This window comes from Proteinivorax tanatarense, assembly GCF_040267685.1.
GTDB classification, from domain to species: domain Bacteria; phylum Bacillota; class Proteinivoracia; order Proteinivoracales; family Proteinivoracaceae; genus Proteinivorax; species Proteinivorax tanatarense.
Genome location: NZ_CP158367.1, coordinates 108627 through 135390, shown reverse-complemented (window position 1 = coordinate 135390; position 26764 = coordinate 108627). Strand labels below are relative to the sequence as shown.

20 protein-coding genes, 3 tRNA genes and 3 rRNA genes are annotated in these 26764 nt (G+C 38.7%); all 26 read right to left on the bottom strand.

The features are described from left to right. Positions 1 to 96: 96 nt before the first annotated feature. Positions 97 to 2544, bottom strand: a complete 2448-nt coding sequence (locus PRVXT_RS00665) for an ATP-dependent Clp protease ATP-binding subunit (RefSeq protein ID WP_350343779.1) — start codon at positions 2542 to 2544, stop codon at positions 97 to 99. A gap of 15 nt (positions 2545 to 2559) precedes the next feature. After that, positions 2560 to 3606 carry a protein arginine kinase gene (locus PRVXT_RS00660; RefSeq protein ID WP_350343778.1) on the bottom strand — a complete coding sequence of 349 codons (1047 nt, stop codon included), beginning with the start codon at positions 3604 to 3606 and terminating at the stop codon, positions 2560 to 2562. A 4-nt stretch (positions 3607 to 3610) separates the two neighbouring features. Next, complete coding sequence (locus tag PRVXT_RS00655; protein WP_350343777.1) at positions 3611 to 4138, bottom strand: UvrB/UvrC motif-containing protein; 528 nt, start codon at positions 4136 to 4138, stop codon at positions 3611 to 3613. A 12-nt stretch (positions 4139 to 4150) separates the two neighbouring features. After that, positions 4151 to 4606 carry a CtsR family transcriptional regulator gene (locus PRVXT_RS00650; RefSeq protein ID WP_350343776.1) on the bottom strand — a complete coding sequence of 152 codons (456 nt, stop codon included), beginning with the start codon at positions 4604 to 4606 and terminating at the stop codon, positions 4151 to 4153. Between the two features lie 62 nt (positions 4607 to 4668). Then, positions 4669 to 5565, bottom strand: a complete 897-nt coding sequence (locus PRVXT_RS00645) for an acetamidase/formamidase family protein (protein WP_350343775.1) — start codon at positions 5563 to 5565, stop codon at positions 4669 to 4671. Positions 5566 to 5656: 91 nt separating this feature from the next. Beyond that, positions 5657 to 6376: an amino acid ABC transporter ATP-binding protein gene (locus tag PRVXT_RS00640; RefSeq protein WP_350343774.1), complete on the bottom strand. Its 720-nt coding sequence runs from the start codon at positions 6374 to 6376 to the stop codon at positions 5657 to 5659. 11 nt (positions 6377 to 6387) lie between these two features. Then, complete coding sequence (locus tag PRVXT_RS00635; RefSeq protein ID WP_350343773.1) at positions 6388 to 7065, bottom strand: amino acid ABC transporter permease; 678 nt, start codon at positions 7063 to 7065, stop codon at positions 6388 to 6390. Positions 7066 to 7154: 89 nt separating this feature from the next. After that, positions 7155 to 7940: a transporter substrate-binding domain-containing protein gene (locus tag PRVXT_RS00630; RefSeq protein ID WP_350343772.1), complete on the bottom strand. Its 786-nt coding sequence runs from the start codon at positions 7938 to 7940 to the stop codon at positions 7155 to 7157. Positions 7941 to 8286: 346 nt separating this feature from the next. Then, positions 8287 to 9492: a putative glycoside hydrolase gene (locus PRVXT_RS00625; RefSeq protein ID WP_350343771.1), complete on the bottom strand. Its 1206-nt coding sequence runs from the start codon at positions 9490 to 9492 to the stop codon at positions 8287 to 8289. A 250-nt stretch (positions 9493 to 9742) separates the two neighbouring features. Continuing rightward, a complete protein-coding gene (locus PRVXT_RS00620) occupies positions 9743 to 10732 on the bottom strand; it encodes a septal ring lytic transglycosylase RlpA family protein (RefSeq protein ID WP_350343770.1) in 990 nt (329 codons plus the stop codon). Positions 10733 to 10922: 190 nt separating this feature from the next. Next, a tRNA-Asn gene (locus PRVXT_RS00615) sits at positions 10923 to 10997 on the bottom strand. A gap of 8 nt (positions 10998 to 11005) precedes the next feature. Further along, a 5S ribosomal RNA gene (rrf, locus tag PRVXT_RS00610) occupies positions 11006 to 11121 on the bottom strand. Positions 11122 to 11168: 47 nt separating this feature from the next. Further along, a 23S ribosomal RNA gene (locus PRVXT_RS00605) occupies positions 11169 to 14542 on the bottom strand. A 114-nt stretch (positions 14543 to 14656) separates the two neighbouring features. Beyond that, positions 14657 to 14732 (bottom strand) — tRNA-Ala (locus PRVXT_RS00600). 10 nt (positions 14733 to 14742) lie between these two features. Further along, positions 14743 to 14819 (bottom strand) — tRNA-Ile (locus tag PRVXT_RS00595). Between the two features lie 68 nt (positions 14820 to 14887). Continuing rightward, positions 14888 to 16575: ribosomal RNA gene (locus PRVXT_RS00590) — 16S ribosomal RNA — on the bottom strand. The 16S, 23S and 5S rRNA genes sit together here with 3 tRNA genes alongside, the layout of an rRNA operon. Positions 16576 to 17061: 486 nt before the next feature. Further along, a complete protein-coding gene (lysS, locus tag PRVXT_RS00585) occupies positions 17062 to 18528 on the bottom strand; it encodes a lysine--tRNA ligase (RefSeq protein ID WP_350343769.1) in 1467 nt (488 codons plus the stop codon). Between the two features lie 51 nt (positions 18529 to 18579). Next, positions 18580 to 19056, bottom strand: coding sequence for a transcription elongation factor GreA (gene greA / locus PRVXT_RS00580; RefSeq protein ID WP_350345079.1), 477 nt, complete (start codon positions 19054 to 19056; stop codon positions 18580 to 18582). A 179-nt stretch (positions 19057 to 19235) separates the two neighbouring features. Further along, the gene (locus tag PRVXT_RS00575) at positions 19236 to 20339 is read right to left on the bottom strand and encodes a shikimate dehydrogenase (RefSeq protein ID WP_350343768.1); all 1104 of its coding nucleotides are present in this window, start codon (positions 20337 to 20339) and stop codon (positions 19236 to 19238) included. Then, positions 20332 to 21255, bottom strand: coding sequence for a quinate 5-dehydrogenase (locus PRVXT_RS00570; protein ID WP_350343767.1), 924 nt, complete (start codon positions 21253 to 21255; stop codon positions 20332 to 20334). Before PRVXT_RS00570 ends, PRVXT_RS00575 begins: the two co-directional genes overlap by 8 nt. 14 nt (positions 21256 to 21269) lie before the next feature. Further along, positions 21270 to 21791: a transcriptional regulator gene (locus PRVXT_RS00565; protein ID WP_350343766.1), complete on the bottom strand. Its 522-nt coding sequence runs from the start codon at positions 21789 to 21791 to the stop codon at positions 21270 to 21272. Positions 21792 to 21901: 110 nt separating this feature from the next. After that, the gene (gene dusB, locus PRVXT_RS00560) at positions 21902 to 22864 is read right to left on the bottom strand and encodes a tRNA dihydrouridine synthase DusB (protein ID WP_350343765.1); all 963 of its coding nucleotides are present in this window, start codon (positions 22862 to 22864) and stop codon (positions 21902 to 21904) included. Between the two features lie 224 nt (positions 22865 to 23088). Continuing rightward, positions 23089 to 23514, bottom strand: coding sequence for a rhodanese-like domain-containing protein (locus PRVXT_RS00555; protein WP_350343764.1), 426 nt, complete (start codon positions 23512 to 23514; stop codon positions 23089 to 23091). A gap of 11 nt (positions 23515 to 23525) precedes the next feature. Then, positions 23526 to 24290 (bottom strand): type III pantothenate kinase, encoded by a 765-nt coding sequence (locus PRVXT_RS00550; RefSeq protein WP_350343763.1) that lies wholly within the window; start codon positions 24288 to 24290, stop codon positions 23526 to 23528. 13 nt (positions 24291 to 24303) lie between these two features. Continuing rightward, positions 24304 to 25146 carry a carboxylating nicotinate-nucleotide diphosphorylase gene (nadC, locus tag PRVXT_RS00545; protein WP_350343762.1) on the bottom strand — a complete coding sequence of 281 codons (843 nt, stop codon included), beginning with the start codon at positions 25144 to 25146 and terminating at the stop codon, positions 24304 to 24306. A 14-nt stretch (positions 25147 to 25160) separates the two neighbouring features. Further along, complete coding sequence (gene nadB / locus PRVXT_RS00540) at positions 25161 to 26750, bottom strand: L-aspartate oxidase (RefSeq protein WP_350343761.1); 1590 nt, start codon at positions 26748 to 26750, stop codon at positions 25161 to 25163. Between the last annotated feature and the right edge of the window lie 14 nt (positions 26751 to 26764).

The following is a 26764-nucleotide window of genomic DNA, read 5'->3' as shown; positions in this document are numbered from 1 at the left end:
TTACTATTATAACATAATATTCTTCGATATTTGTTAAAATCCTTCTTTGTCAAAAAAGAAAAAAAAATGTAGACTAAAAAGCTAAGGGAAATCCCCTTAGCTTTTTTTTGTAAAAATCACCTTTTCTCCATCATAATCAACTAAAACATTATCTTCTTTTTTGATATCTCCTTTTAAAATTTCTTCAGATAAACTATCTTCTACCCACCTTTGTATAGCCCTTTTCAAAGGCCTAGCACCATATGAGGGATCATAGCCCTCCTTTGCCAGATGCTCATATAAACTTTCAGTAGCTTCTAAGGTTACGCCATAATCTTTTACTCTATTGTTAAATTTTTTAAATAGGAGTTTTACTATCTCTTTTATATGTTCTTTATCTAAACTATGAAAGACTATAGTTTCATCTAATCTATTTAAAAATTCAGGACGGAAAGTCTTTTTTAACTCATCGTTTATTTTATCTTCCATTTCCTGGTGCTTATCCTCTTGACTTTGCGGCTTAAAGCCAACCCTAGGCCCCTCTTTTATAAGGCTTGCCCCAACATTTGAGGTCATTATTATCACACAATTTCTAAAGTCAACAGTTCTGCCTTTCCCATCTGTTAACCTACCATCATCTAATACTTGTAGTAGCACGTTAAATACTTCAGGGTGAGCTTTTTCTATCTCATCAAGAAGAATAACAGAGTATGGCTTCCTCCTCACCTTCTCTGTCAACTGTCCACCTTCATCATAACCTACATATCCTGGCGGTGAGCCTATAAGTCGTGAGGTTGTATGTTTTTCCATATACTCAGACATATCTATTCTTATCATAGCATCATCTTCTCCAAATAGCACTTCTGCTAATGCTCTTGCTAGCTCCGTTTTACCTACCCCCGTTGGTCCCAAAAACATCAGCGAACCAATAGGCCTTTTAGGGTCTTTTAAGCCTGCCCTAGCTCTTCTTACAGCTTGGGCTACTGCCTTAACAGCCTCTTGTTGGCCTATGACACGTTTGTGAAGCTCCTCCTCTAACCTGAGCAATTTCTGAGTTTCTTCTTCAGCCAGCTTTTGTACAGGGATATTTGTCCATATTGAAACAACTTGAGCAATTTCCTCTTCTGTTACTGTGTACTTATCCGATACCTGTTTATGCTCCCAATTTTCTTTTAAAGAGTTTAATTTATCTTTAATTTCACCTTCTTTATCCCTTAATTCTGCAGCTTTTTCAAACTCTTGATTTTTAACAGCAGAATCCTTTTCTTTGGATAAGTCTTCTAACTGTTGCTCAAGCTCTTTCAACTCTGGAGGAGCGGTAAAGGTAGTTAATCGCAATTTCGATGCTGCTTCATCAATTAGGTCAATGGCTTTATCTGGCAAAAATCTATCAGTTATATATCTATCAGATAATTTTACCGCACTTTCTAACGCTTCATCACTAATTTTAACTCTATGGTGTGCCTCATATTTATCCCTCAACCCTTTTAGTATAGCCACCGCCTCTTCCTTTGTTGGTTCTCCTACGGTAATTGGCTGAAACCTTCTTTCTAATGCCGCATCTTTTTCTATATGCTTACGATACTCATCTAGAGTTGTAGCTCCTATTGTCTGCAATTGACCACGAGCTAATGCTGGCTTTACAATGTTAGCTGCATCAATCGCCCCTTCTGCTCCACCAGCTCCAACAATTGTATGAAGTTCATCTATAAACAGAATTATATCTCCTGCATTTTTTACTTCTTCTATTAGGTTTTTAAGTCTATCTTCAAATTCCCCCCTATACTTAGTCCCTGCAACAATGGAAGCAAGCTCTAAAATCACCACTCTTTTGTTTTTTAAAGTTTCAGGTACATCCCCCTCTACTATTTTTTGAGCAAGCCCTTCGGCAATAGCTGTTTTGCCCACTCCAGGTTCACCAATAAGGCAGGGATTGTTTTTAGTCCTTCTGCTAAGCACTTGAACTACTCTTTCTATCTCCTTCTCTCTTCCTATAACAGGGTCTAGCTTTTGCTGTTCAGCTTCATCGGTTAAATCCCTCCCAAAGCTATCGATGTTTCCACTTCCCCTTTTTACTTTTTGATGCATGTTGCTTTTAGGCATTTGGGAATTGCCATTTAAACCTTTTTCATATTCTCCTAAGGCTTTAATAACCATTTCCTTAGCTTTTTCTAGGTCCACCCCTAAAGACGTTAACACTTTTGCCGCGATTCCTTCACCCTCTTTTATTAAGCCTAGGAGGAGATGCTCAGTGCCTACATACCCATGCCCCATTTCTCTAGCTTCCTGAGATGCTAATTCTATAACCATCTTAGACCGTGGTGAGTAACCTATAGGCCCTTCTTTTACTTCATTTCCAGTTCCAGCCAGAGAGTTTATTTCCTTTTTTACTGATTCCTTTTGGATATTTAAGTTTTTTATCACCTTAGCAGCAATCCCTTGACCTTCATCTATAATCCCTAGCAAGATGTGCTCTGTGCCCACTACCGGATGTTTAAAATTTCTCGCTTCTTCTTGGGCCAACGCTAATACCTGTCTTGCCCTTTGAGTAAACCTTGCAAACATAAAAACCACTCCTTCTTAGTTTTTAAGCCTTTCTCTTATAACTTCAGCCCTTTTTATGTCTCGCTGCTTTTCGTCTAACTTTTGTCCATATAACTTTTGTAAATATCCTGGCCTTATAAGAACAATAAGTTCTTTAAATATTTGTGCCCTTTCTTTATCTAGTAGTTGCAAATCAATCCCAAGCTTTACTTGTGACAGCAACTCTAGTGCTTCTTTAGAGGAGATCGTATATGCATTAGAGAGCACTCCATAAGCCCTATGCACTTTGTCTTTAACCTCTATTTTTTTCTCATTTAGGAGCCATTGTCTAGCATTATGCTCATGATCAATAATCTGCTTAGTAACTCTTTTTATGTTATCAATTATTTCTTCTTCTTTTTGTCCTAAGGTTACCTGATTTGATATCTGAAGAATATTTCCAGCTGCATCAGAACCTTCGCCATATATGCCTCTAACCGCTAACCCCAGTTGAGAAACCGCAGTTAAAACTTTGTTTATTTGTTTAGTAATAACTAACCCTGGCAAATGAACCATAACAGATGCCCTAAGTCCCGTCCCCACATTTGTAGGGCATGAAGTCAGGTAACCTTTCTTTTCATTGAAACCATAATCTAATTTTTGTTCCAAAAGATCGTCCAAATCATTAGCTTTTCCTCTAGCGTTTTCTAGATTAAAACCCGGTAAAAGCACCTGTATTCTAATATGATCTTCCTCATTAACCATTATACTTGCAGATTCATCAGCATTAATCCATAAACCACTATTTTTATTCTCTTTAACTAGTTGCATACTAATTAAGTGTTTTTCCATTAAAGCTTGTCGGTCTTCTAAGTTTAGGCTGTTTCTACTTAAGTAAGAGAATTCTTTTTGATTTTTCATAGCGCCTTTTACCAATTCAACAACTTTGGCTTGGTCGTTATTGTCTGCCAGAAAAGGAAATGGTATAAGATCGATGTTGCGGGCTAGCCTAATTCTACTACTAAGAACCACTTCATTTTCACGGCCCTTCTTTTCCTGAGTCCAAAAGCTTAAATTTTTATCTATAAATCCCATTAAAGACATAAGGTTATTCCCCCCCTTTGTTAAGCTGAGATTCTAAGTCTTTGATTTTATCCCTATAAACAGCTGCATCTTCAAAATTTTCTTCTATAACACAACGATTTAATTTTTCCCTAAGTTTTTCAATCTCCCTTTTTAATTTAATATCTCCACCTGTTCGTTTTGGAACTTTCCCATTATGGTTAGAACGTCCCTGTACTCTTTTTAAAAGCGGGTTTAACCTATTGCCAAAGGTCTCATAACATTGGGTACAGCCAAGCCTGCCAATTTTAGCAAATTGCATCTCTGTTAATCCACAGTTGTTGCAAATACCAGAATAGGTAGCTGGCGAGTCTCCCTTTGTGCCAGATAGCTCTTCAAGGTCTAAAAGTCCTGCTAAAAGTTGATGTACAGAAAAGGGCTGTTGGCCACCAAAATCTAAATCGCCTCTTTGTTCCGCACAATTTTCACAAAGTTTCATTTCAATTTTCTCACCATTAATTATCTTGGTAAAATGTACTGAAGCCTGTCTTTTTTTACACTCTTGACATACCATAATAAACACCCCCTAACTAAGTTTACAAACATATACAATAGCACTTTTTAAGATTTTACCCCTTATAATATCTCTAATTGGCAATGGAAGATCTAAAGTAGAGGCAGCAGTAGCTTCTACTAATATGTTGCCTTCCCTCTGGGTAAATATACCCTGCTCTACAAGCCTTGCTATAATGTTTTTGCTTTGTTTTTCTGTAACTCCCTTTTCTAGCATATGTGAGATTTCCTCTAATACAGTTTGTCCTTTAGAGGAAATTTTTGTTATCCTTATAAACCCTCCCCCACCCCGCTGACTTTCAACCTTATATCCTTTTTCAGTTGAAAATCTAGTTTGTAATACGTAGTTTATTTGGGATGGTGCACAGTTTAAAATTATCGCCATTTCATTTCGTTTAAAAACTGCCACATGATTTTTATTTAATAGATCTAAAATATAATTTTCTACCCTTCCCGCAACACTTGCCATGCACAACACCTCTTTGGTTTGACTTTCCTTGACCTTTTATTTTCATTGTATTTATTATTGAATTACTTGTCAAGTAAAGAAAAAAATAATTTTAACTTATCTAATATAATGCTCTTATGAATACTTAAAGATACAGTAACATTAGGATTTACCAATTGAACTATACTTAAGTTTGAAGCAATACTTAGGTAATGGTATGACTTTGGAAAAGAAAAACCACAAATATCTTCTAATAAATAGCACCACTGCTCAGTAGCCATGTGTATAGCTTTTTCTAAATTATAATGGCTTGCCAATATTTCATAACCTTCTTCTGATATCACCATAGGGGTTTTCAACGCTTCTATTGTAGTTTTGTTACAGCTAAAGGCAATTTCCCCTCCACACTCTATACCAGTACCTGCAACCTGACCAAAACCTTGCATAGCTTTGATCCCACCTAAAGCCAGTAAACTCCCCTCCTGAAATATAGGTAATAAAATTTTACAGCCTTGTTTTAAATTAGGACAATCTACTTTTCCTCCGTGATTGGCTGGCACCCCTGTACTTATTAGTTTATTAGGTGTTGTTCCTATTATTGAAATAAAGGGTGTAAATTCTATCTTACCTTCCTCTATCCCTATTGTATTAAAGTCTAAGTTGTAAAAAAAGCTTTCAGGTTTTTCTATTTTTTCTCCTAAAACTCCCAAGTCTGGGAAAACAGTAGATACCCCAATTGACTCAGCGGTTAATTGATGAATATTAACCACCAGTATTTCTTCTGGGTAAGTATTTCTTATGTAAAATGGACCAGTAGCAGGGTTGAGTTTATCTGCCTTGAGACTTGAAATATTCTCATTATTATAAGTTAGCTGTCCATTAAATTTATCTAACACTTCTACTATGACTTTTTCTCCTAAGTTTAAACTGGCTATAGGTGAGTTTGAAGTTGAAAAGTTATTTATTGTTTTTGTTTTCATCTTTTTCCCTCCTACAGCCATTATATCATAACTTTGCAAATATTTTTTATTTATAAATAAAGCCACTAAATTAGTGGCTTTTGTGGTAACACTATAATATTTTACTCAAAAATTCTTGTGTTCTTTCTTCTCTTGGGTTGTCAAAAATTTGTTGTGGAGTTCCTTCTTCTATTATTTTCCCTTCATCAATATAAACAACTCTGTCTGCTACTTCCTTTGCAAATCCCATTTCATGGGTTACAACAGCCATTGTCATTCCTTCTTTAGCTAAATCTTTCATTACCTGTAAAACTTCACCTACCAGTTCAGGATCTAAGGCTGAGGTAGGCTCATCAAATAGCATAATCTCTGGCTCCATCGCCAATGAGCGGGCAATTGCCACTCTTTGTTGCTGGCCTCCCGAAAGTTGAGCAGGATACTGATAGGATTTATCATCAAGACCAACTTTTGCTAATAATTCCTTAGCAATCAACTCAGCTTCTTCTTTATTAGTTCCTTTTACTTGAGTAGGACCTTCCATTACATTTTCAATTACTGATTTATGAGGAAATAAGTTAAAACGTTGAAACACCATCCCTACTTTTTGCCTAATTTGGTTGATATTTTCTCCATTTCCTAAAGTTTCTCCTTTAATTGTTATGTCTCCCTTTTGGTATTGCTCCAGTAAGTTTATACAACGTAGAAGTGTACTTTTCCCCGAGCCACTGGCACCTATAATTACTACTACCTCCTGCTCTTTGATATCTAAGTTTATGTCTTTAAGTACATGCAGCTTTCCAAACCACTTATTTAAATTATCAATCTTAATCAAGCTTTTTACACCTACCTTTCATTAGAAAAAAACTTTTTCTCCAAAATTCGAACTATATAAGTTATTACAGTAGTTAGCACCCAGTATATAAGACCTGCAGTTAAATAAAATCTGAGTTCATAAGAACTTGCTACATGTGTCCTTGTAACTTGTAAAATCTCACGTACTCCAATTACCGTAGCTAAAGATGAGTCTTTTAGAGCTATACTAAACTGGTTTGCAAGTGGTGGAATAGCGCGTTTAAAAGCCTGTGGCAAAATTATTCTTCTCATAGCTTGCCAATGAGTCATGCCTAAGGAGCGAGCAGCTTCCATCTGCCCTTTTGATATGGATTCGATAGAACCTCTAAATATCTCTGCTATATATGCTCCATTATGAACAGCTAATGCTAGAGCAGCAGCCTCTACACGACCAAAATTGATTACGATTCTTATAACATTATAAAATACTATAATTTGTAACAATAAAGGCGTCCCTCGTATAATACTTATGTAAACATTAGCAATGATGTTTAAAGCCTTATACTTTGATATTTTTAAAAATGCGAAAATTAGCCCTAATACTGTTCCAAGCAAAATTCCAATAGCTGTTATTTGAAAAGTTATAATAATAGCATCAGGATATAAAGTAAAGCTTCCAATTAAAAAAGAAAACCATTCTTGTACTGAATTAACTAAATCAGAAATCAAACTAGCACCCCCAATGTCTAGGATTAAATAAATATTATTTATTGTTGATTCCCCCTAAAGAAACAGGGGGAATCAACAACACTAAACTCTTATCTTGGTTCACTTATATCAGTACCAAAATAACTGTAAGATATTTCCTCATAAGTTCCATCTTCAATCATTTCTTCTAAGGCTTGATTAACGGCCTCAACAAGTTCCACATCTTCCTGCTGGAAAGCCACTGCAATCTCTTCGGTGTATAAAAAATCACCAGCAGGAACAAAGTTATATCCGTGCTCTTCGATATTTATCAACCCTACAAGATAGTCAGTAACTACAGCGTCAACATCAGAAGAATCCAGTTGTCTGAGGGTTTCAGCATCGTCTTCTAGGGGCACTATTTCAGCACCTGTTTCTGCCACAGCTTCTTCGAAAGTAGTACCTGTCACAACTGCAACTTGATGACTATCTGTCAAATCATCTATGCCATTTATATCAGAATTTTCTTCGACAAATATTTGGGCACCAGAATAATAGTAAGGGTTGGAAAAGGAAACATTTTCCTTCCTTTCTTCTGTGATAGCCATACTTCCTAGTATCCCATCAAAGTCCCCTGTTTGAAGACCAAAAACTAATCCATCAAAAGGTGCTGTTACTGGTTTCGATTCAACACCCATCCTTTTTGCCACTTCCTCGGCAATCTCTACATCAAACCCTACTAAATCACCATCATCATTATAATAATTAAACGGTGGATATCCTCCACTCATAGAAAATTCAATATAACCTCTTTCCATTACTTCATCATATGTTCCTCCATTAGAAGTACAGCCGATCATACCAATAGTTAGCAGTAAAACAGTAAGTAATCCAAAGCTTTTCTTAAAAAAATTCATTCCTATAACTAACCTCCTATAAATTTTTGGTAAAAAGGGGTGTAAAAAAGCACTCTAGTCTCGTAGAGAGACTAGAGTGCTTGGATTTCGTCTTTCGACTAGCCCAGACCATAAACTTAAGTTTATAGTCTAATCTTGGCCCATACAGAACCAAGATAAAGCCACTTTTCCCCTGGAAAGTTTTTCACAGCTTGGCTCGATTGTTTAGCTAACTAACTATAGTCTACTTAGAATAAGCATACCCCAGCTCATTAGCCACCTACTACAAACTGATACTTCACAAACCACTTTTTTACCTTTTATATAAAGAGTATACCACGAAGGTAAATGAAAGTCAAAGACTTTTTTACTTTAAAGCATCCTTGTATGGACCATAGACGTTCCCTGAATTCCAAAGTATATAACCATCTATCCCAAGATCGCGACCCGCTTCTATTTGAAGCTTTACTTCTTCAGGGCCATAAGCTGGTTTTCCCCAAGAAAAAGCTTGCAGCCACGGTATAATTTCCACATCGCTACCTGCTTCGTCTAAACGTTCTTGAAACTCTTCTAAAGCATAATAAACCGTTTCATAAGGATAAGCATTATTAGGGCTTAATCCGTAATTATTATGATGATAGTGTGAGGGATAAACCATAGGATAAATAGCATCTAACCCTTCTGCAGATACTAGGGTCTCTAAGTGTTGACCAATTCCCATATCACCACTTGTATGCCCAATCATCCCAAAAATATCTGCAGTAACATCTACTTCGTGCTCTTTCAATCTAGCTGCTGCATACTCTGTAAATGCCTTTATGACCAATGACCTACTATATTCTTCGTCTCCCTGTAGGTGGTTCTCCTTAAAATCTTCCTTGTGAGGGTACTTTAAGCCACCATGATTAGGGAATCTGATATAATCGAATTGAATCTCTTGAAATCCTAGTTCTGCTGCCTCTATAGCAACATCTACAACATATTCCCAGACCTCTTCGCTATGTGGATCAGCCCACCTTACATTACTGCCACTTTCAACCCAAACTCCACCATTAGGGTCTTGTATGGCTAGATCTGGCCTGCTTTCTCCTAAATTATTATCTTTAAACACAACAACTCTAGCCAGAGGATAGATTTCATTCTCTACCAGTTTGTCCATAGCTTCTTCCATAGAAGATACTTTATTTTTATTAGCATCCATATCCAAAGCAAGCTGTACTTCAGTGTCTTTATAAGATATATCACCGTGGTCATCTTTAACATCTATTACCATGGTATTAAGCTCAGTTTCATTTACAAACTCTATTAGGTCAATAAACCTAGTAGGGTGTCCTACAGAATTACCAGTTAAGTATATCCCCTTTAAGTTTTCAGGTCTTACTACCTTAGGTTCCCCAGGTTCTTCTTCCTTATCATCTTGTTTATCATTGTCGTCTTCCTTAGCATCTGCTGGGCTGGTTACTGTACTATCTTTATCGTTAGATAGCTTTTCTTTTGGTGCATCAGTGTCTGTACAAGCAGGTAAAATTAAAACCGTTATAAGCATAATTAGCGCAACTTTTATTAGCTTCAATTACTCCATCTCCCCTTTTTATAGTTTACATAATTACATTATACATTATATTCGTGCACATGTAATCTGTAAATTAATAACACTAGCCACATTATTTGCTTTACACCTAAAAGTAGTTCTTTAATTAATCTTTTCGAAGACTTACAAAAAAACTAGCCCTTTAAAAGAGCTAGTTTTTTTGGAGCTTAATTTATTAAGGTCAATTATCTTAGACAAGCGAAGGAGAGTAATAAAAAGTTAACTTTTATTGTTAGTTTATTATTTTAATTTCCACTCTACCAGTTCCATGAGGCAAAAGCCCAACTTCCCGAGCTGCCGCTTCAGATAAATCTATAATTCTCCCTCCTGTAAACGGACCTCTATCATTTATCGTTACTTCAACACTTTTTCCAGTTTTCAAAAATGTAACTTGTACTCTTGTACCAAAAGGAAGATATCGATGTGCTGCAGTCATTGCATTTTTATCGTATGTTTCACCACTTGCGGTCCCACTTCCATGAAAATTAGAGCCATACCAAGAAGCTACTCCTACATATCCCGATACCCCAGTTGTGGTACTACTATTAGAACCTCTCGAAGCAACCATATTCCTCTGGTTTGTATAAACTTTAGCACTTTGGGGCTGAGAAACTACTTCTTTTTGCAACACAGTACGCTCTTGCTCTTCACCATCGTGGTAGGTAACTTCATAGGAAACTTCTTTTTTACCCTTTTTACCAGGTATTATAGTTCTACTGCTTCCTGAAGGTAAACTTCTGTCAACATAGTAATTTGACTCATATGGTATATTAGAAGTTTCTGTTACAATTTCCTTATTAACTCGTACAATTTTAATGTTATCTACTTCTTTTAACTTAGTATCAAGTGGTATTTTTACTATATCATCATCATTTAAAATTACACCTTGTTCATTTAGTAACTCTTCTACATCGTGCGCCCAGCTTATAGTTTGTTTTTTTTCACCATCTACATGTATTTTAACTTTACTACCCTTTTTAATGGCTATATAGTCAGTTTTTAGTTGTTGATCCAACGAAGGGTACACTTTATCCTTATTAGTTAATTCAATGTTAGCATCGTTAACTATATTTTTTACTTTATTTTCATTGGTACGAACAGTAACCGGACCATCTTGTGTAAAAATAGTAACTTCTTGTTGTCCAAGACTAACAGAGCTGGTTACAAGCACAGCTGTTGCAGCTAATGTACCACTCAACAACAATGATTTTACTTTAGACATATAATTCACCTCATATAAAGTATATGATATTTATTCGACAATATTGCAGTTATTTAACTTAGCTACAAAATGCATTTAAATAAACATCATTAGCAACTATTGTTGACTATTATACAAAATTGTATTCAACACTATGTACCCCATAAAAAAAACATCGCTATTTTATAAGCAATGTTTAAAAGTCAAATAATGGCTCCTCAGGTAGGATTTGAACCTACAACCTACCGGTTAACAGCCGGTTGCTCCACCGTTGAGCTACTGAGGAACATTTTTACCCAGCGACGTCCTACTCTTCCAGGGGGTAGACCCCAAGTACCATCGGCGCTGAAGAGCTTAACTTCGGTGTTCGAGATGGGAACCGGTGGGACCTCTTCGCTATGGTCACTGGATTCAAATTACCATAAGGAAAGAAAACTAAGTCATTATCTAAACTAAGTTGGTCAAGTCCTCGACTTATTAGTACCGGTCAGCTAAAGGTATTACTACCTGTACACCCCCGGCCTATCTACCAGATAGTCTATCTGGAGTCTTACACTTTTACAAGTTGGGAAGTCTTATCTTGAAGGTGGCTTCGCGCTTAGATGCTTTCAGCGCTTATCCGTGCCGAACTTAGCTACCCAGCACTGCCACTGGCGTGACAACTGGTACACTAGAGGTTCGTCCATCCCGGTCCTCTCGTACTAAGGACAGATCCTCTCAAACTTCCTGCGCCCGCGACAGATAGGGACCGAACTGTCTCACGACGTTCTGAACCCAGCTCGCGTACCGCTTTAATGGGCGAACAGCCCAACCCTTGGGACCTACTACAGCCCCAGGATGCGATGAGCCGACATCGAGGTGCCAAACCTCCCCGTCGATGTGAACTCTTGGGGGAGATAAGCCTGTTATCCCCGGGGTAGCTTTTATCCGTTGAGCGACGGCCCTTCCACTCGGTACCGCCGGGTCACTAAGCCCGACTTTCGTCCCTGCTCGACTTGTAAGTCTCGCAGTCAAGCCTCCTTATGCCTTTGCACTCTACGAATGATTTCCAACCATTCTGAGGAGACCTTGGGGCGCCTCCGTTACTCTTTGGGAGGCGACCGCCCCAGTCAAACTGCCCACCTGACACTGTCCTAAAACCGGATTACGGCTTCTAGTTAGAATTCCAACATTCACAGGGTGGTATCCCACTTTAGGCTCCTAGAAAACTAGCGTCCTCTATTCTCAGCCTCCCACCTATGCTGTACAGTAAATGCCAAAATCCAATATCAGGCTACAGTAAAGCTCCACGGGGTCTTTCCGTCTTGTCGCGGGTAACCTGCATCTTCACAGGTACTACAATTTCACCGGGTCCTTCGTTGAGACAGCGCCCAAGTCGTTGCGCCTTTCGTGCGGGTCGGAACTTACCCGACAAGGAATTTCGCTACCTTAGGACCGTTATAGTTACGGCCGCCGTTTACTGGGGCTTCGGTTCAATGCTTTGCTTGCGCTAACACGTTCCCTTAACCTTCCAGCACCGGGCAGGCGTCAGCCCCTATACTTCATCTTTCGATTTAGCAGAGACCTGTGTTTTTGATAAACAGTCGCTTGGGCCTATTCACTGCGGCCTCCTCTCGCTCAGTACGAATGTACTTCACAATATCGAGGCACCCCTTCTCCCGAAGTTACGGGGTCATTTTGCCGAGTTCCTTAACGAAGGTTCTCCCGAGCGCCTTAGGATTCTCTCCTCACCTACCTGTGTCGGTTTACGGTACGGGCACCGCGCTTCTTGCTAGAGGCTTTTCTTGGCAGTGTAGGATTAGTTAGTTCCCCTTAATTGGGTCCTCTTAACCTCTCAGAATAGATAGAGGCGGATTTGCCTACCTCTAATCCCTACTGGCTTGAACGCACATATCCATCAGTGCGATAACCTACCTTACTGCGTCACCCCATCACTTAGACAAAGCTTGGTGGCACTGGAATCTCTACCAGTTGTCCATCGCCTACGCCTTTCGGCCTCGGCTTAGGTCCCGGCTTACCCTGAGCGGACAAGCCTTCCTCAGGAAACCTTAGGTTTTCGGCGGAGATGGTTCTCACATCTCTTTTCGTTACTTATATCAGCATTCTCACTTCTAAGCGCTCCACTGCTCCTTTCGGTACAGCTTCGCCGCACTTAGAACGCTCCCCTACCAATTGAGAAGTGTGATGTGAGAAGTAAGATGTGGGATTAGTTCCAGTTCTTCCTTAAATGATATAATTGTTTGCCTAACACATCATACTCGTCTATGAGTTGAGTGCTTTTCGTATATCCTAAATCCTGTGAGAACTGAAGTAAGACCATAACTTCATTAGCAGATCCTAATGAATAGCCTAAAAACCTCTTGAAGTCTTGACCTGACCTACCATACCCCTCCGCTATGTTTAGCGGTATTGATAAAGCAGCACGTCTTAGCTGACTTCCAAGTTCATACTTCTCATAATCAGGAAAATTTAAGGTTGTCTGGTGTACTTTTAAAGCTAATTCATAACCTTTCTTGTAAACTTTCAGGTTTTCATAACTTTTTATTCCCATTTCTAACCTCTCACCTCACACCTCTCAAATTCCATTGCTTCGGTGGTAAGCTTTAGCCCCGGACATTTTCGGCGCAGGATCACTTGACCAGTGAGCTATTACGCACTCTTTAAATGGTGGCTGCTTCTAAGCCAACATCCTGGTTGTCTAAGCAATCCCACATCCTTTTCCACTTAGCTTACACTTGGGGACCTTAGCAGATGGTCTGGGCTGTTTCCCTCTCGACTATGGACCTTATCACCCATAGTCTGACTCCCAAGGTCTAAATATATGGCATTCGGAGTTTGACTGAGTTCGGTAACCTGGGTTAGGCCCCTAGCTCAATCAGTGCTCTACCTCCACTATTCATCCTTGAGGCTAGCCCTAAAGCTATTTCGGGGAGAACCAGCTATCTCCGAGTTCGTTTGGCATTTCACCGCTACCCACAGCTCATCCCCTAATTTTTCAACATTAGTGGGTTCGGGCCTCCATTTTGTGTTACCAAAACTTCACCCTGGCCATGGGTAGGTCACTCGGGTTCGGGTCTACACATACAAACTTAACGCCCTATTAAGACTCGCTTTCGCTTCGGCTCCATGGCTTTACCATTTAACCTCGCTTGCAAATGTAACTCGCTGATCCATTATACAAAAGGTACGCCATCACCCGCTTATGGGGCTCTGACTGTTTGTAGGCACACGGTTTCAGGTTCTATTTCATCCCCCGCCTGGGGTACTTTTCACCTTTCCCTCACGGTACTTGTTCACTATCGGTCGCTGGGTAGTATTTAGCCTTTGGAGGTGGTCCTCCTAGATTCTTACGGGGTTTCTCGTGTCCCGCAATACTCGGGTGGCTACTTAGATAGTTTAAAGCTTTTCGGCTACAGGACTTTCACCTTGTATCGTTTGGCTTCCCAGCCAATTCGCCTAAACTTTAATTTTGTAACTATCCCAAGTGGCTGTATCCACTTGTAAAGTAACTCCCTCAACCCACTTTTAGCAACGCATACAGGCTTACACTAAAAATGTTTAGGCTCTTCCCCGTTCGCTCGCCACTACTTAGGGAATCGAGTTTTCTTTCTCTTCCTCGGGGTACTTAGATGTTTCAGTTCCCCCGGTTGTCTCCTACCACCCTACTTATTCAGGTGGTGGTACCACAGTATTAACTGTGGTGGGTTGCCCCATTGGGAAATCCGCGACTTACAGCTTGCTTGCAGCTAATCGCGGCTTTTCGCAGCTCGCTACGTCCTTCTTCGACTCCCAGCGCCAAGGCATCCGCCGTGCGCCCTTTGTAACTTGACCTAATTTGCTCGTTTAAACATAATGAAATTGTATCTACCACGCTTTTGTTTCTCGGGTTGATACTTTCTTAGTTTCTTTCCTTATGGGTAATTTCAAAGATCGGTATAAAAAAAATGGTGGAGATGAGCGGATTCGAACCGCTGACCCCCTGCTTGCAAGGCAGGTGCTCTCCCAACTGAGCTACACCCCCATGTTTTTTATGGTGGGCTTAGGTGGACTCGAACCACCGACCTCACGCTTATCAGGCGTGCGCTCTGACCAGCTGAGCTATAAGCCCTTGCATGAAAGACTAGGTCTTTCAAAATTAAACAGCTAAGCTACTAACCATAAGTTAAAGCTCCTTAGAAAGGAGGTGATCCAGCCGCACCTTCCGATACGGCTACCTTGTTACGACTTCACCCCAATCATTCGCCCCACCTTCGACGGTTGCCTCCAGTTGGGATGTGAGAACCGAGATTCTGAAATGAGTTTGGGTCGTGGGATGTTAGAGGTGGGATTATTGCTTGTAAATATAGTCTTTAGACCTTTTTACTTAACCCTTCTTCTAACTTGCGACTTTATCTTTTCTCACTTCCAACTTCTCACCTCTCACCTCCCAACCGGTTGGCTCACCGGCTTCGGGTGTTGCAAACTTTCGTGGTGTGACGGGCGGTGTGTACAAGGCCCGGGAACGCATTCACCGCGATATGCTGACTCGCGATTACTAGCAACTCCGACTTCATGCAGGCGAGTTGCAGCCTGCAATCCGAACTGAGACCTGATTTAAAGGATTCGCTCCAGATCGCTCCTTCGCTTCCCGTTGTTCAGGCCATTGTAGCACGTGTGTAGCCCAGGACATAAGGGGCATGATGATTTGACGTCATCCCCACCTTCCCCCGGTTTATCACCGGCAGTCTCCTTAGAGTGCCCAGCTTAACCTGCTGGCAACTAAGAATAAGGGTTGCGCTCGTTACGGGACTTAACCCAACATCTCACGACACGAGCTGACGACAACCATGCACCACCTGTCTCTCTGCCTCAAAAGAGGACGACTCTATCTCTAAAGCCTTCAGAGGATGTCAAGCCCTGGTAAGGTTCTTCGCGTTGCGTCGAATTAAACCACATGCTCCGCTGCTTGTGCGGGCCCCCGTCAATTCCTTTGAGTTTCAACCTTGCGGTCGTACTCCCCAGGCGGGGCACTTAGTGCGTTAACTGCGGCACAGAGGGTATCTAAACCCCCTACACCTAGTGCCCAGCGTTTACGGCGTGGACTACCAGGGTATCTAATCCTGTTCGCTCCCCACGCTTTCGCATCTCAGTGTCAGGTACAGTCCAGAAAGTCGCCTTCGCCACTGGTGTTCCTCCTAATATCTACGCATTTCACCGCTACACTAGGAATTCCACTTTCCTCTCCTGTCCTCAAGTTTGACAGTTTCAAATGCAATACGGGGTTGAGCCCCGCAGTTTAACATCTGACTTATCAAACCACCTACATGCTCTTTACGCCCAGTAATTCCGGACAACGCTCGCCCCCTACGTATTACCGCGGCTGCTGGCACGTAGTTAGCCGGGGCTTCCTCTTGAGGTACTGTCATTTTATTCATCCCTCATAACAGAAGTTTACGATCCGAAAACCTTCATCCTTCACGCGGCATTGCTGCGTCAGGGTTGCCCCCATTGCGCAATATCCCCCACTGCTGCCTCCCGTAGGAGTCTGGGCCGTGTCTCAGTCCCAGTGTGGCTGATCGTCCTCTCAGACCAGCTATCCATCGTTGCCTTGGTAGGCCGTTACCCTACCAACTAGCTAATGAAGCGCGGGCCCATCCTTTAGCGATAAATCTTTCTTCTTTTTATCAGGTGACAAAAAGAAGGTATCCGGTATTAACATCAGTTTCCCGATGGTATCCCGATCTAAAGGGCAGGTTGCCCACGTGTTACGCACCCGTCCGCCACTATCCAGACACTCAACTAGGTTGAGTGTCGGATCGTTCGACTTGCATGTGTGAGGCATGCCGCCAGCGTTCGTCCTGAGCCAGGATCAAACTCTCCATAAAAGATTCTGCCCGATAGCTAAGAATTCTAAAGTTTTAACCTGTTGGCTAAAACTAAGAATTCTACAGCTCCTGGATAAATTCGACTATGAATTCAAAAACAAGAATTCAGTCTACATTTATGAAAAGCTAAAATTTAGCTCATCTTACTTAAATGTTTTAAAACTAATTAAAACGGAGCCCAACAAACTTTTGGGTAAAAGTTTTTGGGTAAATTCGACTACGAATTCCAAGAGCAGGAATTCTAGTCTGCATTCTGGCTTTTGCATTAGCTGTTCAATTTTCAAAGACCTAATTTGAGTCCTACGCAAAAAATATCTTAGCATAAATCCGCAGGATTGTCAAGAAATAAAAGAAATATTTTTCTGTGCTCCTTATTTCTCCTGAGCACGATTAATAATATACCATATCAAAACATTTTTGACAAGTACTTTTTTGATTTTACACTTTTAACTTTTTCATTATAAAAGAGACGCAAGTTTGCGTCTCTTAAAGATTTTTATCCTTCAATGTCGGGAAAAGAATAACATCTCTTATAGAAGGACTATCGGTTAAAAGCATCACTAGTCTATCTATCCCTATGCCTAACCCCCCAGTAGGTGGCATGCCAAACTCAAGTGCATTTACAAAATCCTCATCCATTTCATGAGCTTCATCATCCCCTGCTGCTTTTTCTTCCATTTGCTGCTCAAATCTCTGCCTTTGATCTATAGGATCATTTAACTCAGAAAAAGCGTTGCATAACTCCCTTGCAAAAACAAAGCCTTCAAATCTTTCTGTAAGCCTTTCATCTTCTGACTGTGCCTTGGCTAAAGGAGAAATATCTTTAGGATGTCCATAAACAAAAGTAGGCTGGATTAAATGCTCTTCCACATGTTCTTCAAAAAAGTAATTTACTATCTTACCCCAGGTCCATACACCTTCATCTATAGCAACACCTTTTTCTTTAGCTATTTGTTTTGACTCTTCTTCATCTAATGTAGAAAAATCAATGTTTGTATACTCTTCAACAAGCTCTAGCATTGTAGCTCTGCGCCACGGAGGAGTTAAGTCGATTTCTTGCCCTTGATAGGTTATTTGCGTAGTTCCCAACACTTTTTGAGCTACCTCAGCAATCATATTTTCTGTGATTTCCATCATATCTGTATAATCTGCATGAGCTTGATAAAGCTCTAACATAGTAAACTCAGGATTATGTTTAGTTGATATGCCTTCATTTCTAAAATTTCTATTTAGTTCATATACCTTTTCAAAACCACCTACAACAAGTCTTTTCAAAAACAGTTCTGGTGCTATACGCATAAAAAGTTCCTGTTCTAATGTATTGTGGTAAGTAGAGAATGGCCTAGCACTAGTTCCACCTGCGATGGTTTGCATCATAGGTGTTTCTACTTCATAATAATTAAGGTTGTCTAAGTAGCTCCTAATCTCTTTTATGATTCTACTTCTTTTTATAAAAACCTCTTTTACATCAGGATTAACTATCAGATCTACATATCTTTGCCTGTAGCGTAGTTCCACATCCTTAAGTCCATGCCATTTTTCAGGCAAAGGTTGTAATGATTTAGACAGCATTTGAACCTTATCTGCCTTTATAGAGACTTCACCGCGTTTTGTTTTAAAAACTTCTCCTTCAACATAAATAAAGTCTCCTATATCAAGTGTTGAAAAAAGGGGATAGTTTTCATTTAAGCGATCTTTTCTTCCGTATACTTGGATTTCACCCTTAAAATCTCTTATGTTTAAAAAGCCAGCTTTGCCATGCCCACGCTTGGCCATCACTCTCCCACTTAATGAAACAGGCTTGCCTTCAAACTCCTCAAAGTTACAATTTATTTCTTCTGTAACATTTTTAGGAGGATTTTTTTTGCCATAAGGCTCTATACCTTGTTCTTTTAATTGAGTCAATTTTTCTCTGCGCACTTTTTGTAATTCATTAAGTTGTTGCTCTTCCATAATATCACTCCTAAATATAACCTACATATTAGTTCGTATAAAAGGTTGAAACTAGCTAATTGAAAGAATTTTGTATTTTATATTTCCTGCCGGAACTGTTACATCAACTACACTATTTATTGGCTTTCCTATTATCGCCTTTCCAACGGGAGACTCATTTGAAATTTTACTTTCATTTGGGTTTGCCTCTGCTGAGCCTACAATAGTATACTCTAGCTCTTCATCATATTCTAGGTCTTTAAGTCGAACGGTACAGCCAACATTCACTACTTCTTTGTTTACTTCTTCTTCATCAATAACGGTAGCATTCCTTAACATTTTTTCAATTGTTAATATACGCCCTTCTACGAATGCCTGCTCATTTTTTGCATCTTCATACTCAGAGTTTTCGCTAATGTCTCCATAGCTGATAGCAACCTTTATTCTATCTGCTACTTCCCTACGCTTTGTAGATTTAAGATACTCTAGTTCTTCTTCTAATTTTTTTAAACCGCTAGGTGTCAAAATTACTTCTTTTCCGTTTTCCATTATCAGTCTCTCTCCTTTTTCAGTAAAAATTGTCTCTGTTAAACAATGATATGTAAAAGCAGCATTAATTATACACTTCTGATGGGTGACAACTTTTACCACAACGTATACAATAACAAGCACTAAAGAGTGAATCCCTTCAGTGCTTGCAAATATTATAATCGACTGGGTTTGTTTTGTCAAACCTTAGCAGCAGATTTTTTTAAATTTAGTGAATTTATTAGCACATTCCTTTTTATACGCTCTATTTCTTTTTCATCTACCGCTCTTTCAAAACTTCTGAAACCTCCCAATGTAAACCCGTGTTTTCTTGATAACATTTGTATTTCGTCAACTTGGTTAACAGTTAGCTCCCTGCCAAGAGTATAAGGCTCGAATTTGTTTTCTAAAGCTAAAATCATAGTTTCTGCCATACAGGCGTATGCTGTTTTTGGTGGGAAACCAAAATTAAAGTTAAAGTTCACGTCCCCTGGCACTTTGATTAATCCACCTTCAAAAACAAAGACATCATTTCTTAACTTTTGTACCTTCTGCGAAACATCCCTCGGCCTTGCGACGTCACAAACTACTGCCCCAGGTTTTATATCTTCAGGGCTTATAACACAATCAACAGACCCGGACACAGAAATAATTATATCAGCTTTTTTAATACCTTCTTTAGGTGTCGTAGGTATTTTTATAGGAGTCCCCGTCTCTTGCATTATTATCTTAGCAAGTCTTTCTAACCTTCGTTGATTTCTTGCAATCAAGTTCAAGCTTCTAACTTCTCTGGATAGAATGCGTGATGTTACAGCACCAATAGAGCCAGTAGCGCCAATAATAGTAACTTCACAGCTATCTAAACTATGTCCCATTAACTTTGCTGCTTTTTTTGTTCCTTCAATCGCTGATGCTACAGTATAACTATTACCAGTTGTTACTGGGATATTCAAGTTTTTTGAAATTGTTAGTCCAGCGTCACCGACTACTGATGTCATAGCACCTAACCCAACTATCTTAGCACCCATTTTTTCTGCCAGTTTCCCTGCTTTGATTATTTTCCTTAGCACAAAATCCGGGGGCAACGTGGTAATCTGTCTGGATGTAAGGGTACATGCTACGAAGTTTCCCTCTGCTTTATTATAACTAGACTCTACTCCCGTTATTTCTGATACTTTAATAGGTGGTAAATACTTAATTCCATTTTCCACCCAACTTTCTGGCATCTTTTGTAGAAACTTAAACTTCCTAGCCATATCATTTACATCTATGGGATGAATTAGAAAAGCAAACCTATTATCCATGGGACAACCCCCTATTTTGCCTTTTGACTTGATCTAATGATATTATTCTCGGCTTAAAATCAACCTTTTTTAGCATATCTTCGTAATCAAGCTTTTGATTTGGCTCATTCAAAGCAATCAAAACGCTTTCCATTACATTAGTCCCGAACGAGCGACCGTTGAGTTCTGGTGTTGTTGTAACTAAAGTTTTTAAACCACGACTTGCTAAAATTTCTACATCTTTCGAAGTTACTGTGTTAGTAATAATTGTTTTTTCAGTAAGGTTAAAGGGTAGATATTTTTTTATGAAATGGAAGTCTCCCGCTATAACTTCAGACCAATTAAAAACCTTTCTGTACTTTTCTAGGCTTTTTTCTTGCTTAGCTCCAGTAGGATAAAGCATGTTAAAAGGCAAATGCCTAATCACAGGCAATGCAACATTTGCAACCTTAGAAAGGGTTTTTATTGAAGTTATTTTTATTGGTATGCCCAAGCTAAACATCAAATCACCATAAATTGTGTTTGCCCCTAGCCTAAGTAATTCTTCTGCCATTCCAAATCTATCTAAAGCACATACCAATAAAACCTTTTTGTCTTTGAAGTTAAAGCCGTTAGCTTGTAAGTACCTAAGGGTTTGTTTTTCTAATGTCCCTTTCAGTCCTGAGCCATCAACTATGGGAGTTTTTTTTGCATGCTTTATTATTTTTTCCGATTCTCTTAAAACATATTTTTTCCCATTGACTATTAAAAATAGGTCCATACCTCCTAATCCAAATGCGTCTATTTTCCCATCCAATTCTCTAATTATTTCTACCATCTTTTCGATGTCGCCATCAGTTCCCACTCTTTCTATACAAATCTTATGACCATATATCTCTGTGTATACTTTATGATCCCTTGACGCTGATCCTAAGCTTACACTTACAACTTTTTTCAAATTAGTCAGCTCCTTTAACAAAGGGTAGCAAGCAGTTTTTCTATTTCGTCAGTATTAACAACTACATCTTCTTTTATAGGCGATTTTCCAATCGGGTACGGTACTATTTTTTGGTCTAAAAGGTTGGAAATTTGTCTTATTCTTTTATCAGAAGCGATTACTATTACCACATCAAAACTCTTTAAGTCATTTACTAGTTTTAATATCTGGTTAAAAAGGTCTACTCCTTCCTTACTCTCGACAAAATGCCATCTCTGCTGCTCACTTAGCAATAAGGTAAAGTTCACTCCAAATTTCTCAGAAATGTTTTGAACTTGCTGGATATTTTCTATAGGAAAACCAATTATAGCAATATTTTTACCTTTTCTAATTTCTCCCATCTTCTCCAGCCTCGATATAAAAATCCTATCTAGGTTAAGCTTATCAGAAACTTCAGTTTGTGATAGACCTTGAGCTCTATAAGATAAGATCTTATCGATTGTATCCGTTATCTTTTGTTTGCTAATTGTCTTATCATTTATCCTATACAAGTCCAATTTTCTCTCACCTCTTTTTTATTGTGCACACTTTTGTATACAATTATTATATTTTATTTTATTTTCTTTCTCAATAAAATATAACTAAAAAAAAAGAAAATAGCCAAATTTTAGCTATTTTCTTTTTTATATTTTTCCAGTATTTTTATTACTTCTTTAACATTTTCTGTACGATGAATCTTCATTTTAACATCCGATGAATTTTTCATTCCTTTAAGATACCAAGCCAAGTGCTTTCTCATCACTTTCACTCCTAAGGTTTCACCAAAGTATTCTACTTGTTTCCTTAAATGGCCGATTGCTTGATTAATAATCTCTAATTTAGAAGGTGGAGTGTAGCACTTGTTAGTCAGCAAGTCCATAGTGTTACTAAATATCCAAGGATTACCCATAGCGCCCCTTCCTATCATCACACCTTCACAGCCTGTGTATTTTAAAATTTTTTCGGCATCTTCAGGAAAAAATACGTCTCCATTTGCTATGATTGGTAGCGAGCTTTGAGACTTAACCTCTGCAATTTGATCCCAATCTGCCTTTCCAGAATAAAATTGTTCCCTTGTTCTACCGTGTATTGCAACTGTGGCTGCCCCCGCATTTTCTGCCATTTTGACAAAGTCCTTCACTACTAAATTATCACTGTCCCAGCCTAACCTAATTTTTATAGACACTGGAGACCTAGAAAATTTTATTGCAGTAGATAATAGCTTTTCCGCTAAGTCTAAATTCTTTAAAAGAGCAGCTCCATCGCCATTCTTAACTATTTTGGGCGTAGGACACCCCATATTTATGTCAATCCCATCGATACCCCACTGCTCTACAATGGGGATACCCTCTTTAAAGTCAGAAATATTACTGCCGAATACTTGTGCTACTATTGGTCTTTGTTCTTCATTAAAATCTAAAATTCTTTTTGTTTTACTATTTTTATGTATCAAACCTTTTAAGCTCACCATTTCTGTATACATAATCCCGCAATTGTGTTCTTTAACAATCCCCCTGTAAACATAATCAGTTACACCAGCCATTGGAGCCAGCACTAATGGATTCTTTTTCAGTTGTTTACTATAATTCATAGGCTCACCCTTCCTGTTTATAAACTCGCGCTCATTACTTAAGCTACAGATTTTTCTATAAAAAATATCCCGCGTAATTTTTCTGTTTTTGACAAAAAACTAAGCCTTAAATAAGGCTTAGTCGATTATTGCACTAGACATTTTTTGTTTATGACACTATAGATTTCACTAATACGGCAACCAGATAAAACACTTCGTTAAGCTGAAAACATTTATACTATGCATCAATTTTTTTCTAAATCGCCCGGCCAATCTTCAATCCCTGCTTTTAGTATATATACATCTGCAAAGCCCTGGTCAACTAAAAATCTTGCTATCTCTTCTCCATCATTACCAGTATGAGGTATAACAATAGTTATCTCTCTCTTATCTAAACTATGGTAACGTTCCGTCACAACTTCCTCAGATAGGTTAATGGATTGCGGTATATGAGTTTTTTCATATTGATGTTGTGGACGCAAATCTATAATTTGCACTTCATTTGTTTCAACTATAATTTCTGCTTCTTCACCAGTGATTTCTATATATTGGCCTCCTAAATCACTAGGCAACAACAAAATGCCAAATATTATCAATAACACTGATGGTATTAACAATATTAAAACAGTCTTAAAGAAAATCCGATTTCTTTCTTTTCCTTTACTCTCCACTTGTAGACCTCCTACCTCTGATTAGTGTGAAAAATGATTCTTAGACCTTCCAAGGTTAAAAGAGGATCAACTACATCCACTTCCATACTTTCAGAGGCAATTAACTCCGCAATTCCTCCTGTAGCAACTACTTTTGCTGGTTGTTTTAATTCTTTTTTTAATTGTAAAACCATCCCATCTAGCTGCCCAATAAACCCATAAAAAATTCCGCTTTGCATGCTCTGAACTGTATTTCTTCCGATTACATTTTCTGGTTTTTCTATTTGAATTCTAGGAAGCTTAGCTGCTTTATTAAATAAAGCCTCTGTAGAAATACCTATACCTGGGGCAATACAACCACCTAAATACTCCCCACTCTTCGACACTACACAAAATGTAGTTGCAGTACCGTAGTCAACAATAATCGTAGGGCCTCCATACTTATGATAAGCAGCAACTGCATTAACAATACGGTCTGCACCTACTTCCCTTGGACTTTCATACTTTATAGGCATTTTTGTTTTTATGCCAGGACCTATTACCACAGGATCGATATGAAAGTATTTCTCAGACATTTCCTTTAAAGCAGGCATGACCGGTGGAACTACTGAGGATATAATCACCCCAGTCACTTCAATATCCATCTGAGAATATTTAAAGAGGTTTTTCAAAATCACCCCATACTCGTCAGCTGTTCTATCCTTGATTGTAGAAATCCTCCAACTCTCTTTTAAAATCTCATGGTGGTAAAGACCAACCACAATATTAGAATTTCCTACGTCTAGCGCTAATAGCATGTTACTTTCCCCTTTATTCTTTTTTGTAATTTATATCAAGACTTATGTCTAAGGCTTTAACAGAGTGGGTTAGAGCACCTACAGATATAAAATCAACTCCCGTTTCAGAAACTGCAGTAATAGTTTGAAGTGTTATTCCTCCTGAAGCCTCTGTTATAGCTTTACCGGCTATTGTTTTTACCGCTTGATTCATCTCTTCAACGCTCATGTTATCAAGCATAATAATATCTGCACCACTTTTTACAGCTTGTTGAGCCTGCTCATTTGTTTCAACCTCAACCTCTATTTTTATTGTATGTGGAATGTTTTCTCTAGCTTTTTCTACCGCACTTTCTATTGAACCTGCTAATTTAATATGATTATCTTTAATCATAACAGCATCATAGAGTGCAAACCTATGATTGTAGCCCCCTCCACATTTTACGGCATATTTTTCAAATTCTCTTAATCCTGGAGTAGTCTTTCGGGTGTCTACAACCTTGCAATGAGCACCTTTAATCCTAGAAACGTAGTCAGCAGTTTGAGTAGCTATTCCAGACATCCGTTGCAATAAATTTAATGCAAGGCGTTCACCTTTTAATATAACTGATGCCTTGCCAATCACTTCAGCTAACACTTCACCTTCTTTAACTACTTCGCCATCCTGCTTATATTCTACCCATCTTGTTTGATTATCTAGCATCATAAATACTTCCCTTGCAATATCTAGTCCAGAAACGACCCCATTTTTTTTGGCGTAAATTATGCCATTAGCTGTTTGAACATCAGGTACTAAACTTTCTGTCGTTAAATCGCCATGACCTAAGTCTTCTTTTAGAAATTTTAACAATTTTTCTCTTATCAAAATTTTCTCCATTTATAGGCATCTCCTTATAACGAACTTGTCCAAGCTTCATTTTTTATAAAGTTTATATGTACTTTAAATTTTTTATCAGTAAAAGGAAAGTCTTCTCTAAAATGTCCACCCCTGCTTTCCTCTCTCATTAGGGCACCTTTACACACGAGTTTAGCAATGGTCAGCATGTTAACATATTCCATTTCGTCTCTATTTTCCACAAGACCTATTTCCTTTTGATTCAAATATGTAGAAAGATCAACTAATTTTTTTCTGTTTCTTTTAATACCAGCTAATTCCCACATTTTAGCTGTCAATAACTCCTCTTCTGAGTCTTTAACTACCAAAGGAGTCCCTATGGTTGTAACTTCTATATTTTTAACATTACTTTCTAGAGGGTTTTCTTTTATATATTCCGCAATGTTGTCTCCATATACTAGTGCTTCTAAAAGAGAGTTGCTAGCTAATCGGTTTGCCCCATGTAAACCACTACTGGTGGCTTCACCACAGGCTAATAACCCTTTTATGTTAGTTCTACCATAAAAATCTATCGCTATACCTCCCATAAAGTAATGAGCTGCAGGTGCTACTGGAATAAGGTCTCCAGGAAGATTCAATCCGTATTTTTGACATGTTTTATATATGGTTGGAAACCTTTTTGCAAATTTATCTTTTGATAAATGGGATATATCTAAGTATAAGTGTTGGCATTGGAATTTTTCCATTTCTTCAGCCATAGCTCTAGAAACTATATCTCTTGGTGCTAAGTCTTGAAGCTTAGGATGATATTTCTCCATAAATCTTTCGCTATCAGGGTTTTTCAACACCGCACCCTCACCTCTTACTGCCTCTGAGATCAAAAAACGTGGAGTGTTCTTAAGATACAACGCTGTAGGATGAAATTGCACAAACTCCATATCCCTCATTTTAGCACCAGCTCTGTAAGCCATAGCTATTCCATCACCTGTAGACACTTCGGGATTAGTGGTATAGGAGTATAGCTGGCTTGCTCCACCACTAGCCACAACAACATAAGGTGTTTCAATTATTTTGCACTTATTGTTTTCATCCAAATAAGTAACTCCATTTACTTCTTTGCCTTCCGTTATAATATCTATAGCAAAAGTTTTCTCTAGCACCTTTACATTTTTCCTTTTAATAAGACACTTCTCCAATGTTTCTCTAATAACTTTGCCAGTGCCATCTCCTTTTGCGTGTAACACCCGTCGTCGGCTGTGAGCTCCTTCCCTTGTTAAAGCTATTTCACCCTCAGACTGATCAAACTTTACACCATAATCTAAGAGGCTTTTGATGCATTTAGGCCCTTTCGAAACAACCATATCCACAATATCTTTTTCGCATAAACCATGGCCAGCATTTATTGTATCATCTTTATGAATGCCAGGAGAGTCTTCGCGACATATTGCAGCAGCTATCCCACCTTGAGCATATTCTGTATTACTTTCAGAAAGGATATCTTTTGTAAGCATTACTACTTTAAGTGTAGAGTCTAGCTGCAAAGCTGTATAAAGACCCGCTAACCCAGAACCTATAATTACAACATCTGCATTTAGACATGTACATGTATCAATATTAGAATAGTTATAAATATAGCGCAAGCTCAATATACTAACCTCCC